Raw genomic sequence first — 12,731 nt, forward strand, 5'->3', positions numbered from 1 at the left:
AACATCAACCGTCCATTATGGACAACCGATCGGGCGACCCGTACCGCCGATCCGGGCCCTACGTCGCGCTCACTCGAGGAGAACACATGTCAATCCGATCCGGCCGAACATCGTCATTCGCGGTGCTGCCACGACAACGAAAGCTCCTGGCGGGCATTCTCTGTGTCCTCGTACTGGTGCTGGGACTGGCTCCCGGCCGGCCGGCGCTGGCCGCGGGCCTCGACCCTTGCGACCGGGGGGAGAGCGCGTTCACCCTGCCGTCGGGAACGTCGGCCGGCGACGTCACCCTGCGCCTGGGCTGCGCCAAGGACGCGGGCGACCTGCGCACGCTGGCCGACAGCGGCGACGACGCGATGTTCCAGATCACGGGTCACGGCGCCGAGTACCAGGACGAGTTCCACGACTACATGCAGAAGCTCACCGACGAATCGCGGCGGGCGAAGGCCAGCGGCACGTCGCTCGGCACGTTCCTCGGGGACCGGTTCACCCTGAACCTTCCCGGCGTCGTGCCGCCCACTGGTGAACCAGCCGCGCCTACTCTCGATTTCGACGGGAAGCTGGTCACCGTCGATGCCACCCTCGTGGTGGTGATCCCCGCCGGCGAGGTCCAGGCCAACGCGAACTGGTGGCAGAAAGCAGTCGCGGCGATCGGCGGTACGGCGATCGGCGCCCTGATCGGGGCCGCCTGCGCAGCAGCGATCCCCGTCATCCCGGCGCTCGCTCCTGCCTGCGGCGCACTCGGTGGTTTCTTCATCAGCCTGTTCATCGATCTCTTCAACTCGATGTTCGACGGCAGGTCGCTCGGCAGCCGCGATGTCTGGGTCGAGGCGATCACACAGGGTCTCCTCGGTGCCGCGCTGGGCGCTGCGGTAGGTGCGGTCCTCGCCTGGGCCGAGAAATATGGTGTGCCCGTCTTCACCAGCCTGCAGAACTACCTGAAGGACTCGTTCCGCGCCCTGCTCACGTGGTTGGGGACGAAATCGGGGACGCTGTCGGTGTTCGCCTTCATCGAAGAGGAGATGCAGCGGTTCTTGTTCGACTTCGTCGCACGTCTGCGGCGGGCAGTCGGACAAGCCTCCACCGAGCTGCGGGTCATGCCTCTCGGTGATTCGATCACCGCAGGTGTGGAGAGTTCGGACAACAACGGCTATCGCGGAGAACTGTTCGACGCGCTGGACATCGTCGCCGGTGACGTCGACTTCGTCGGCTCGCAGGAGGCCGGCACCATGGACGATCCCGACCACGAGGGTCATCCCGGGTGGCGGATCGACCAGATCACCCGGGTCGCCGACTGCAAGGTGGCCCAGTACAAACCGAACGTCATCACGCTGATGGCCGGTACCAACGACATCAACCAGAGCTACGACCTGTCCGGCGCACCCCAACGCCTCAAGAACCTGATCAACAAGGCGCTTGCCTACTCGCCCCGGGCCACGGTCGTCGTCGCCAAGCTGTTGCCCACCGACAAGTCCGGCCTGCAACCCCGCATCGACACCTACAACCCGGCGATCTACAACGTGGTGCGCGACCTGCGGGCCGAGGGCAAACACGTGATCTGGGCGGACACCAGCAACATCCAGGCCAGTGAGGGCATGCAGAACGACGCCCACCCGAACGACGGCGGCTACATGAAACTCGCCCACGCCTTCTATTTCGGCGTCCGGGAGGCCATGGACGGGGGCTGGATCCAGACGCCCGAGATGCCGGAGCCGAGCGAACCGTGCGACGCGACCGGCAATCCGGTCGACGACGGCACGGCGCTGGGGTCCGGCTGGAGTCGGATCGGTGTGATCGCTCCGGGCATGCCACGGCCGGCGAACTACGTCCGGACCGAGATCGCGGAGATGAACGGCGACCGGCGGCAGGACTACGTCCAGATCCGCCAGGACGGCTCGATCCGGGTCGCCATCAACACCGAGGACGAGCCCGGGCACATCACCTGGCCGCTCTGGCTCGGTGGCACCGGGGTGTTCAACCCGTGCTCCACCTGCGCACAGGTCGGCACCGGCTCGAACCCACCCGCGTACGGCAACCAGATCCGTCTCGCCGACATCGACGGCAACGGCCGAGACGACGTCGTCTTCGTCAGCGAGGACGGCAACATGGACGCCTACCTCAACCTCTCAGTTACGAACACCTCACCCCCGGGGTGGACCAAGATGGCGAACGCCGGCCCGGCGCAGTTGCAGGGCGTCAAGCGCGCGCACATCCGGTTCGCCGACATCAACGGCGACGGGCGCGACGACGCCCTGCGCATCGGCGACAACGGCCGGGTCCACGCCTACTACAACATCGCCGACGGAGACTCGGGCACGCTGATCAAGAAGCCGAAGTGGGTGGAGAAGCTGAGCTGGGCCCCCGGCGTCAACGGCGCCTCGCTCAACAGCCTGCGCTTCTCCGACGTCGACGGCGACGGCCGGGCCGACTACCTGATGGTCGGCACCGACGGCAGCGTCCACGCGTTCCTCAACCGGGGCGGTAAGGACGCCGGCGGCTTCGAGCAGCACCTGAACTGGTCCAACGCCTCGAACTACCCGCGCGAGTACATCCAGTTCAACGACGTCACCGGCGACGGTAAGGCCGACTACCTCGTCGTCTACCGCCAGGGTGCGGTCCGGGCCTGGCTCAACCGCGGCGGAAACCTCTAACCGGCAGCGGGCCGCCGTCCACCCGGACGGCGGCCCGCGCCAGGCCCACCGACCGCACTCACATCCAGTGCCAAACTCGAACAACTCACTGCCTCGACAGTAGGGGCCACCTCACGTGCAGGGGAGTTGCAGACACCGGCCTCCGCGTCGGACGAGTCGTCGTCGAGCGGCGCGCAGCCGCCGGAAGGCCCGTCTCGTTACCCTGTGGGTGTGTGGCTGCCAGAGACGTGGTGTGCTCCGGTCATTCGCGCGGACTTCCGTGATGACGAGGTGTGGGAGCGGCTCAAAGACGAGATCGTCGACCCCACGGCCGAGGGCTTCAGGGCTGGCGTCGAGTTCGTCGAGGACCGAGCGCTGATCGGTCTTGACGAGACCGCGATCGCAGCCGGCTATCCTCGCGCCTACCCAGGTCAGTACCGGCACCCCGTGCTGTTCGTCGTCGACACCGTCACCGTCTCGCTGCCCGAACGTCCCCTGCTCGTCGTCAATCTGAACGACAGGATCGAGACGGGTCCGTTCCGAACCGTGCCGCAGCAGGTCCAGGCAATCGAGAACAACCTGTCGATAGCGAACATGGACTTCTTCGAGTTCGCGCGAGCGGCGGACCCGGACGGCGTCTTCCGAGGCTTCTGAGCGGCATGCCGGCCGCCCATCGACAGCCGGCCATCACCTCTCGACATATTGTTTCCGGGCGCCGGAACCTTCCTCGCACCCCGTAGGTGGGAGTGGTGACGAGGGGAGGTGACGGTGTCCGACGGCGATCTGATCTCCGAGCTCTACCGGCGGGGGCGCGACCTGGACCAGCTGGGAGACGGGCGTCGACGCGGCCGCGATCGCGGCGGTCGGGCTCAACGACCGGGAGGGCTACCTGCTGACCGCGTCGGGAACGCACGCTGAGGTGCGGTTATTGCGCACGACGAACGGCGCGAAGACCTGGACGGACACCGGCGCCGACCTGCCGGCGCGGACGCACTGGGATCTCACGGTGGGGGCGGACGGGTCACTGCTGGCGATCACTCCCGGCGGTGACGGCGTGGCGGCCGACGTCCTCGCGCGACTGCTGGTCAGCCGCGACGGCGGGAGACACTTCACGACCGCCCGGGAGTACGGCCCGCTCGTCGGCTCGGTCAGCGTGGCACCCGGGTACGCCTGGCTGTTCGGACGCGACGACGGGTCGGCCGGGGAACCGGACCACGTCCTGGTCACCACCGACGCGGTCACCTGGACCCGCTTCCCGCTCGCACCCTGACCCAGGTGCGGTCCGACCGGGCTCGCCGGGTTCGGCGCCGTTCGTCTTCCGCTGTCGGCGCGTCCCGCGCCACCGCCGCGTTCACGCCGTCGGCCGGTCGACGCAAAGAATCCATATTCATCGATCTAGTGGGAAATGACAACTGCGGTGTTCGATTTTGCGCGCGGGTCGTGCAATCCGCCGCTGCCGTTGTTACCGGCGAGTAGCCGATGTGTTACGACGTGGACCCCGGCTATCCCTGGAGGTCCTGAATGCGTCGTCGGCTCCTGCCCACCCTCGGCGGACTCGCCACCGGTCTGCTGCTCAGCCTCGGACTCGCCGTGCCGGCCGCCGCCGCCAGCACCGACTATGCCGCCCTCGGCGATTCCTACTCCTCCGGCGTCGGCACCAACAACTACGACAGCAGCAGCGGATCGTGCTTGCGCAGCCCGCAGGCCTACCCCCGGCTGTGGGCCAACGCGCACGCGCCGACGAGCTTCCAGTTCGTCGCGTGCTCCGGCGCGACCACCAGCGACGTGCTCGGCAGCCAACTCGGCGCGCTGAGTGCCGGCACGGACCTGGTGACCATCTCGGTCGGCGGCAACGACGCCGGATTCGCCAATGTGGTGACCACCTGCCGGCTGGGCAGCGACAGCTCGTGCCTCTCGGCGGTCAACAACGCCAAGTCCTACATCACCAACACGCTGCCCGGGCGGCTGAACGAGACGTACCAGGCGATCCGCAGCCGGGCCCCGTCGGCGCAGGTCGTCGTGCTCGGGTACCCCCGCCTCTTCGAGCTCGGCTCCTGTGGCTTCGGCAGCATCAGCGAATACAAGCGTGGCCTGCTCAACGGCGGTGCCGACACCATGTCCGGCGTGATCTCCGCGCGCGCCGCCGCTGCGGGCTTCACCTACGCCGACGTCCGCACCCGCTTCGCCGGCCACGGCGTGTGCGCGAGCAGCCCGTGGATCAACGGCACCACCTGGCCGTTGACCGAGTCGTACCACCCCAGGGCCAGCGGACACTCCTCCGGCTATCTGCCCGCGCTGACGGCCGTCACCGGCTGACCGGCAACGTGGCCGGGGCCCGTGCGCGAAGGGCTCCGGTCGCGTGGTGCCACAGCGCGTCATTTATCGATAGTCTTCTATCCAAAGGGCAGGGGCGGCGTCTGCCGTCCATTGGAAGGGAGAGCGGATGAGGGACATGTTGCGGCGCCGCGTGCGGGACGCCGCCGTCGTGCTCGGTGTCTGGGTCCTCGGAGCGAGTCTGGTGCCGGCGCCCGCCGCCGGCGCGGAGCCGGCTCCGCCAACCGCTCCGGCATCCGTGCGGGCCCCGGAGGTCGCGCAATTCTCCGCCGAGGGCGTCACCACGGTGGGGGAGCTGCGCGTCCTCGACGCCACCCGCGCCGCCGTCCAGTCGGGGTCGCCTCAGGTCATCCGGCACCCCGGCGCCACGTACATCAAGGTCCACTTCCGGTCGCTGCGACTCGACGAGGGCGACCACGTCACGGTGTCGAGCCCGGACGGCCAGGAAACCTATCGGTACGACAGGAATCTCCACCGGGCGGCCGGCTCGGACTACACCACCGATGGCGAGCCGGGCTTCTGGGCGATGTCCGTGACGGGGGACACCGCCGTCGTGACGCTACACAGCAGGCGGCCCGCACGCGCGATCGTCGACGTCGACCGGTTCTGGCGCGGCTACGACCAGGCCGAGATCGCCGAGCACAACTTCTCGACCACATCCGTCTGCAGCACCGACGCCCGTCGGGACGTGGTCTGCTACCAGAACAGCCACCCCACCGAGTACGCCCGTGGCCGCGCCGTGGCACGGTTGCTGATCGGTGGCGGTGGCCTCTGCACCACCTGGCGGGTCGGTGACACCAACCGGATGCTCACCAACAAGCACTGCGTGTCGACCCAGTCCACGGTCAGCGCCAGCGAGGTCCAGTTCAACTACCAGTGCGCCACGTGCGGAGGCGGCAATCCCGGATCGGGCACGAAGGTGAGCGGTGCGACCCTCTACCGGGTGAGCAGTGGTGGCTCGGGCGAGCTCGACTACGCGCTCTACTCGGTGAACAACTTCTCCACGATCCAGGGGTTCGGCACGCTCTACCTGAGGACCACCGCCACCAGCACCGGCACGCGGATCTACATCCCCGGACACGGGGACGGCAGTCCGAAGCGGCTGTCGATCTACGAGGACACCCAGAACGGTGGCCTCTGCACCGTACGCAATGCGAACTACAACACCTGGAACATCAGCTACAGCTGCGACACCTCGGGTGGAAACTCGGGCTCGCCGGTGCTCGACGCCGCTCACCGCGTCGTCGCCCTGCACCACCTCGGCGGCTGCCCGTCCAACCAGGGCGCCAAGGCGCACCTGATCTACAACGAGATCGCCAGCCTGATCGACAACGGCTGACGACGTACTCCGGTGGCTCGTCCTGACGGCGAGCCACCGGAGAGGCGCCGGATCGGCGCCGATCGGGCATCATCCGTCGGGCCACCGGGCCCGGCCGCTGCCTCCGTCCAGCGGCGGCAGCGGCCGCTGTCGCTCACTCCAACCAGCGACGACTGGAACGCCAGCCGGTGGGACCCCGACGTGCTGCGCGACATCGAAGCCCGCCGTCATCGCGACAAGAGCCTGATCCCGAGGTCTGGTCGGTGTTCGGCGCGACGACGTCCAGGCCGACGGTCGTCATCGGCTACCGGCGGTCCGCGCCGAGCTGGGCTCGGGTACAGCTGCGGTAGAGGATCGTCGCGTCGTCGGTGGCGACGTCCTCGCGCACCTCAGTCTCTCGGACCCGGCGGATGGCCGCACCGGGCCCGTCGGTGTCCAGCAGGTGCAGCAGTCCGGCCCAGTCGGTCAGTCCGAAGATGTCCACGATTCGGCTTGCGCCGTTGCTGAGCAGCGCGCCCACTGTCGCCTCGTCCACCGGGCGGCTACCGGTGATCGCCTCGTCCACTACCCGCGGGTCGTCCTTGGCCACCCAGAAACCGCCCGGGCTGTTGCGACGAGCGCGCAGTTCCCGCAGGAGCAGGCGGTATTCGTCACTGCCCTCCGGAACACCCGCGAGCCGGGTCTCGAAGGACCGGGCGATCACCGCCTCGCGCGGATCGCGGACGACCCGTGGCGTGGCCCCCGCGCTGCCGACGACCGCAACGGCATCACCGAGAACCAGATACTCGACGAGACGGTCCGAGAATCGGAGCATCGCCACGGCCGCGTACGGGCTGTTCGGATGGGCGACGTCGCAGGTGTCGCGATGCTCATCGGTGATTCGCTCGATACTGTCGGCCAGCACGTCACGCAGGGGTCGGTCATCGGACAGCGTGCCCAGCAGAGCGCCGCCGAGGCGAGTCGCGTACCACGCCACGCCGTGATGACAGACCTTCTCCGCGCCGGCGATGCCACCCGCGCCGTCAACCAGGACCATTGCGGATGTAACGGCCCCTGCGAAGTCCTCGTTCGTGCGCCCCGGGTGTCCCGCGTCGGTCGCCATCGTCACCCGCACCACCCGATCATCACACGGCCGATACCTCGCCTGGCGCCGCGGGACCGCGTACTCGCCCTCGGGTACGCCGTACCGCTGTCCGGCGTCGGCTACCTTCTCATGGCCGCCACCGCCTTCGGACGCAAGTAGCGGCGCTCACCCGCACCGGGTCACGGCCCGAGGTAGGAACGGCCTTCGCCGTTCGCGTACGCGGTCGTGAGCAGCGCGAATCCCGCTACCCGCACGCGGTCGGCGTACCGTTGCGTCTCGTTGCCGCCACCGGCGCAACCGGCCCCGGCGACCGCTCACCCATCCGGTGCTGGTGGGTGTCGGCACGCCGGTCTTCACCGCCCTGGAAGAACGGGCGCGCCTGACTCTGGCGGAGACCCGGGGATCAAGCCGACTTATCGTCGGTATTTTGCCGTGGGGATGGTGTCGGCGGCACGATGGTGGGCGTGTCCGCGCCGGTGTCGTCCCGCCCGTCTCCGCATGTTCTCGAGGCGGTGTTGGAGCGGCTGACCTACGTCAACGAGGAGACCGGGTACACCGTCGCCCGGGTCGCGACCGGCCGTGGTTCGGATCTGCTGACGGTGGTCGGAGCCCTGCTCGGCGCGCAGCCCGGCGAGAGCCTGCGATTGCAGGGTTGGTGGTCGTCGCATCCGCAGTACGGCCGGCAGTTCGAGGTGGTCTCCTACACCACAGTGCTTCCGGCGACGATCCAGGGCATCCGCCGTTACCTGGGCTCCGGGTTGGTCAAGGGCATCGGGCCGGTGTTCGCCGAGCGGATCGTGGAGCACTTCGGCCTGGACACGTTGCAGGTCATCGAGGACGAGCCGGGCCGACTGGTGGAGGTTCCGGGGCTCGGTCCCAAGCGTACTGCGAAGATCACCGCGGCCTGGGCGGAGCAGAAGGCCATCAAGGAGGTGATGGTGTTCCTGCAGGGTGTCGGGGTGTCCACGTCGATCGCGGTGCGGATCTACAAGAAGTACGGTGACGTCTCGATCAGCGTGGTGCGCAACGAGCCGTATCGCCTGGCCGCCGATGTGTGGGGGATCGGGTTCAAGACCGCTGACACGATCGCCCAGGCTGTCGGCATCCCGCACGACAGTCCGCAACGGGTCAAGGCGGGGTTGCAGTACACGCTGTCGCAGGCCACCGAGAATGGCCACTGCTACCTCCCCGCCCCGCAGCTGGTCGCGGACGCGGTGAAGATCCTCGACGTGCCGGCCGGGCTGACCATCCGCTGTCTCGACGAGCTTGTCGGTGAGGAAGGCGTCGTCCGCGAACGTGTACCCGGCACGGAAGGACTGGTTGAGGCGATTTATCTGGTGCCGTTTCACCGCGCGGAACAGTCCCTGGCCGGTTCGGTGCTGCGGCTGCTCGGCGCGCGCGCGGACCGGATGTCGCAGTTCGCCGGCGTCGACTGGGACAGGGCGCTGGGCTGGCTGAAGGCACGTACCGGTGCCGCCCTGGCTCCGGAGCAGGAGCAGGCCGTCCGGTTGGCGCTGACGTCGAAGGTCGCCGTGCTCACCGGAGGCCCTGGTTGCGGTAAGAGCTTCACCGTCCGCTCCGTCGTCGAACTCGCCGTCGTGAAGAAAGCCAAGGTGCTGCTCGTCGCGCCGACCGGGCGGGCCGCGAAACGCCTCGCCGAACTGACCGGCCAGCCCGCCGCGACGGTGCACCGGCTGCTGAAACTGCAACCCGGCGGTGAGCCCACCTACGACCGGGACACCCCCCTGGACGTCGATCTGCTGGTGGTGGACGAGGCGTCCATGCTCGACCTGATCCTGGCCAACAAACTCGTCAAGGCCGTCCCGCCCGGGGCGCATCTGCTGCTGGTCGGTGACGTCGACCAGCTCCCGTCGGTCGGCGCCGGTGAGGTGCTGCGGGACCTCCTCGCCGCCGACCCGATTCCCCGGGTCCGGCTCACCCAGGTGTTCCGCCAGGCCGCCGACTCCGGGGTGGTCAGCAATGCCCACCGGATCAACGCCGGCCTACCGCCGATCCTGCGGGGCATGAGCGACTTCTTCCTCTTTTCCTGCGACGACACCGAGGCGACCGCCGCGTTGACCGTCGACGTCACGTGCACCCGCATCGCGAAGCGCTTCGGGCTCGACCCGCGCCGTGACGTGCAGGTCCTCGCTCCGATGCACCGCGGCCCGGCCGGGGCCGGCGCGCTGAACACGCTGCTGCAGCAGCAGCTCACCCCGGCGCGGGAGGGCATGCCCGAACGTCGGATCGGTGGCAGAGTGTTCCGCATCGGCGACAAGGTCACCCAGATCCGCAACAACTACGACAAAGGTCAGGCAGGAGTGTTCAACGGCACCGTCGGGGTCGTCACGGCCCTCTCCACCGACGAGCAGACCCTGACCGTACGCACCGACGAAGACGAACTCATCGACTACGACTTCGACGAACTCGACGAACTGGCCCACGCCTACGCGATGACGATCCACCGCTCGCAGGGCTCCGAGTACCCGGCCGTGGTCATCCCCATCACGACCAGCGCCTGGATGATGCTGCAACGCAACCTGCTCTACACCGCCGTCACGAGGGCGAAGAAACTGGTCGTGCTCGTCGGCTCCCGGCGGGCACTGGCCGCCGCCGTGCGTACCGTCGGCGCCGGGCGCCGGCACACCGCTCTCACCCACCGACTCGACCCCCCACACCAGGCGTGACAGGCCATGAGTGTGGGAACCCGCTCTCGCGCCGGTGCCGGGTCGCGCCCGGAACCGACCGGACTCCACGGAGGCACAGATGCGGATCGCCTCGTTGTCGTACCTCGACGAACACGCCACCGTCATCGGGGCCGGTGTCGACGAGGTGTGGTCGGTGCTGGTCGACACTGTCGACCGGTCGTTCTCGCGCGGACCCATGGCCAGGTACGCCGGCCTGATCGGGGCGACCGATCCCACCGCGACCGGCCCGCGCCCGCTCACCGAGGGCTCGACGGTGCCCGGGTTCCGGGTGGCCGCCGCGATCCCGGGTCGTGAGTTGGTGTTGGTCGGGCGGCACCGCTTCTCGACCTACGCTCTGATCTTCCACCTCGAGCAGGTCACGACGGGCCGGACGCGGCTGCTCGCCGAGAGCCGGGCGGACTTCCCGGGCCTGGCGGGGAAGTTCTACCGGCAGCTCGTCGTGGCTACGGGTGGCCATGTGATCGCGGTCCGACGACTCCTCGAGGCCGTCCGCCGCCGGTCCGAGTGACAGGCGCCGGATCGGAAAGCATTTCGCCGCATCGCTACCGGCCTATCGCGCGACGAAGCCCGGTAATTCGGGATCTTGGGCGGATTGGTGCCCTGCGTCGGGAACGGCCATCGACAGTTAACAATCGGACAGCTTTGCCGGTGGTGGCCCGCCGGTATGCTGAGGCGAACCGAGTGTCTGGCGGGGGAATTCGTCATCGGATCACTGGTCCCTGGGGGGGGATTGTTGTCTAGCACCTTGATTCGGGCCGGGGATGGCCCTCCGTGTGCCACGCCGAGGCCCGGCCCTGAGCCGGCTCAAAACGGCCGGGCCTCGTGACTTTCGAATCTTTGATTCGGTGCGCCGGGCTGCGTATCGCGGCCTGATACTTGGCGTACCTGTCTACCTGCTGGCGGCATCGAAGGCCCGTGAGCGCGCTGCTCCGAGGCCATATCCCGATGCCCCGGAACGGGCTCTCAGGATCTCCCGATCACCAGAATCTGGAGCCCGCGCGCCTACGGAATTGGCAACTTGCTGCACGAGGAGGACGGCGGGATGAGCGACGTGGGGGTCCGGGTCGAGCGGGCGAGTACAAGGAGACGGCCGCCGTACGGCTACCGCCAGGTCGAAAAGATGTTCACCGGCGGTACGACGGCGACGGTCCTGGAACCGGACGCCGTCGCGGCATCGGTGGTGCGGCGGATCTTCGAAGAGTACGTCGGCGGCCGCGGGCTGCAGCTCATCGCCGAATCGCTCACCGCGGACGGCATCCTCAGCCCGTCCGCCTACGACCGGGCGCGTAATCCACACTTCGGTGGGGTGGCCTGGCCGAAGGGAACGGTCCGGGCGATCCTGGTAAACAGCCGCTACACCGGTTACGAAGACCACCGGCAGGTGTACCCCCCGCTCATCCACGAGGAACTCTTCACCCGTGCCCAGGAGGCCATTGCCAGCAAGCGGGTGGTGTCGGTCGACGACTCCGCCAGCGGCCGGCCGTACCTGTTCCGCGGCATCCTTCGCTGCGGATTCTGCAACCGCGTCATGCAGGGCTCCCGCAAGGGCGGCGAGTCGTACTACCGGTGTCGGTTTCCCGAGCGCTATGCCGACGCCAACGGGATCGCCCATCCCCGCAACGTCTACCTGAGGGAACAGCGCCTGCTCGGCCCACTGCGTCGGTGGCTCGCCGCAAGTTGCCCGCTCCGCCACCTCCCTGACGGATTCGGGCGAGCGTCGCCGCACCGTGCCGATCCAGCCGACGAGGTCGGGCTCTACCAGGCGCTGCACCTGCGGTTGACCTACCTGGCGCCCGGGTCCACGGTCCAGGCCAGGATCGCCGTCGCGCCAACCGGTGCGGTGCTGCGCACCGCCCTCGCGCTGTGATCTGCTCGGTAACGACTGTCCGGCCCGCGTGTCCAGGTGAAGGGACGTGCCGATGAATCCCCTGCTGATGCCGATCATCGCGATCCAGGGCAGGCGCCTGCGGCCGTCGATCGAGATGCTCTCGCCGGCCAGCGGCCCGGAGAGCGGCACCGTGGGCGACGCCTCCCGTTCGCCGGTACACATCGCGGTCCTCGGTGAGTCGACCGCCGCCGGCTACGGGGTCGACACCCACGACGAGGGCTTTCCCGGTTGTCTGGCCCAGGAGCTCGTCGCCCGGACCAACCGACCGGTCGGCTGGGAGGTGGCCGGGCAGCACGGCGCCACCGCCCGCCGGATCCGTCATCGGTTGCTGCCTCGGCTCGGGTCGAGCCTGGATGTCGCGGTGGTCCTCGCGGGCGCCAGCGACGTGCTCGTGCGTCGTACGCCCCAGGAGTGGGGTGCGGATCTCTCGGCCATCGTCGACGAACTGGCTACCCGCGCCAACCAGGTGCTGGTTGCGGGGATCCCGCCGTTCCGGTCCTTCCCCTCGATCCCGACCCTGCTCGGTCGCTACCTCGCCGCCAGGGCCGACGCTCTCGACGCGATGTCCCGCCAGGTGTGCGCCGAGCGTCCACGGGCCACGTGGGTCGCCGCGATGGACATCTCCTCGCCGGAATTCTTCGCCCGGGACCGCTTCCACCCCTCGGCATCGGGCTACCGACGGTGGGCGCAGGGGGTCGCCGAGCACATCACCATCTGATCCGATTTTCCGCATCTGGTGTGGCAATTTCACGAATCCGGAGCCACGCCCAGT

The 12,731-nt window shown here is 68.7% G+C and carries 10 protein-coding genes; 9 read left to right on the forward strand and 1 reads right to left on the reverse strand.

The window, feature by feature from the left end; all coding sequences use genetic code 11:
* Positions 1-176 precede the first annotated feature (176 nt).
* The 5 genes from O7634_RS21785 to O7634_RS21805 all read left to right on the forward strand — a co-directional run bounded on the left by O7634_RS21785 (position 177) and on the right by O7634_RS21805 (position 6,300).
* A complete protein-coding gene (locus tag O7634_RS21785) occupies positions 177-2,648 on the forward strand; it encodes a GDSL-type esterase/lipase family protein (RefSeq protein WP_278151964.1) in 2,472 nt (823 codons plus the stop codon).
* Positions 2,649-2,858: 210 nt separating this feature from the next.
* A complete protein-coding gene (locus tag O7634_RS21790; RefSeq protein WP_278151965.1) occupies positions 2,859-3,281 on the forward strand; it encodes a hypothetical protein in 423 nt (140 codons plus the stop codon).
* A 274-nt stretch (positions 3,282-3,555) separates the two neighbouring features.
* The gene (locus tag O7634_RS21795; protein WP_278151966.1) at positions 3,556-3,897 is read left to right on the forward strand and encodes a hypothetical protein; all 342 of its coding nucleotides are present in this window, start codon (positions 3,556-3,558) and stop codon (positions 3,895-3,897) included.
* Between the two features lie 251 nt (positions 3,898-4,148).
* Positions 4,149-4,943 (forward strand): SGNH/GDSL hydrolase family protein, encoded by a 795-nt coding sequence (locus tag O7634_RS21800; protein ID WP_278151967.1) that lies wholly within the window; start codon positions 4,149-4,151, stop codon positions 4,941-4,943.
* 127 nt (positions 4,944-5,070) lie between these two features.
* A complete protein-coding gene (locus O7634_RS21805; RefSeq protein WP_278151968.1) occupies positions 5,071-6,300 on the forward strand; it encodes a serine protease in 1,230 nt (409 codons plus the stop codon).
* Positions 6,301-6,583: 283 nt separating this feature from the next.
* Here O7634_RS21805 and O7634_RS21810 read toward each other — a convergent pair whose 3' ends face one another.
* Positions 6,584-7,381 (reverse strand): hypothetical protein, encoded by a 798-nt coding sequence (locus O7634_RS21810; protein WP_278151969.1) that lies wholly within the window; start codon positions 7,379-7,381, stop codon positions 6,584-6,586.
* A 437-nt stretch (positions 7,382-7,818) separates the two neighbouring features.
* Here O7634_RS21810 and O7634_RS21815 point away from each other — a divergent pair, with 437 nt between their 5' ends.
* The 4 genes from O7634_RS21815 to O7634_RS21830 all read left to right on the forward strand — a co-directional run bounded on the left by O7634_RS21815 (position 7,819) and on the right by O7634_RS21830 (position 12,677).
* Entirely contained in the window at positions 7,819-10,050 is a 2,232-nt protein-coding gene (locus O7634_RS21815; RefSeq protein WP_278151970.1) for an ATP-dependent RecD-like DNA helicase, read from the forward strand.
* A 79-nt stretch (positions 10,051-10,129) separates the two neighbouring features.
* Positions 10,130-10,579 carry a hypothetical protein gene (locus O7634_RS21820; RefSeq protein WP_278151971.1) on the forward strand — a complete coding sequence of 150 codons (450 nt, stop codon included), beginning with the start codon at positions 10,130-10,132 and terminating at the stop codon, positions 10,577-10,579.
* A gap of 534 nt (positions 10,580-11,113) precedes the next feature.
* Positions 11,114-11,938: a recombinase family protein gene (locus O7634_RS21825; RefSeq protein ID WP_278151972.1), complete on the forward strand. Its 825-nt coding sequence runs from the start codon at positions 11,114-11,116 to the stop codon at positions 11,936-11,938.
* 52 nt (positions 11,939-11,990) lie between these two features.
* Positions 11,991-12,677, forward strand: coding sequence for an SGNH/GDSL hydrolase family protein (locus O7634_RS21830; protein ID WP_278151973.1), 687 nt, complete (start codon positions 11,991-11,993; stop codon positions 12,675-12,677).
* Positions 12,678-12,731: the final 54 nt, after the last annotated feature.

The organism is Micromonospora sp. WMMD1120 (genome assembly GCF_029626235.1).
In the GTDB taxonomy this organism is placed as follows: domain Bacteria; phylum Actinomycetota; class Actinomycetes; order Mycobacteriales; family Micromonosporaceae; genus Micromonospora.

What these genes read in the sequence shown, in the direction of transcription:
- O7634_RS21800 (WP_278151967.1), top strand. Translation starts at nt 4,149, where the DNA reads ATGCGTCGTCGGCTCCTGCCCACCCTCGGCGGACTCGCCACCGGTCTG.
- O7634_RS21805 (WP_278151968.1), top strand. Translation starts at nt 5,071, where the DNA reads ATGAGGGACATGTTGCGGCGCCGCGTGCGGGACGCCGCCGTCGTGCTC.
- O7634_RS21810 (WP_278151969.1), bottom strand. Translation starts at nt 7,381, where the DNA reads ATGGCGACCGACGCGGGACACCCGGGGCGCACGAACGAGGACTTCGCA.
- O7634_RS21815 (WP_278151970.1), top strand. Translation starts at nt 7,819, where the DNA reads ATGGTGGGCGTGTCCGCGCCGGTGTCGTCCCGCCCGTCTCCGCATGTT.
- O7634_RS21820 (WP_278151971.1), top strand. Translation starts at nt 10,130, where the DNA reads ATGCGGATCGCCTCGTTGTCGTACCTCGACGAACACGCCACCGTCATC.
- O7634_RS21825 (WP_278151972.1), top strand. Translation starts at nt 11,114, where the DNA reads ATGAGCGACGTGGGGGTCCGGGTCGAGCGGGCGAGTACAAGGAGACGG.
- O7634_RS21830 (WP_278151973.1), top strand. Translation starts at nt 11,991, where the DNA reads ATGAATCCCCTGCTGATGCCGATCATCGCGATCCAGGGCAGGCGCCTG.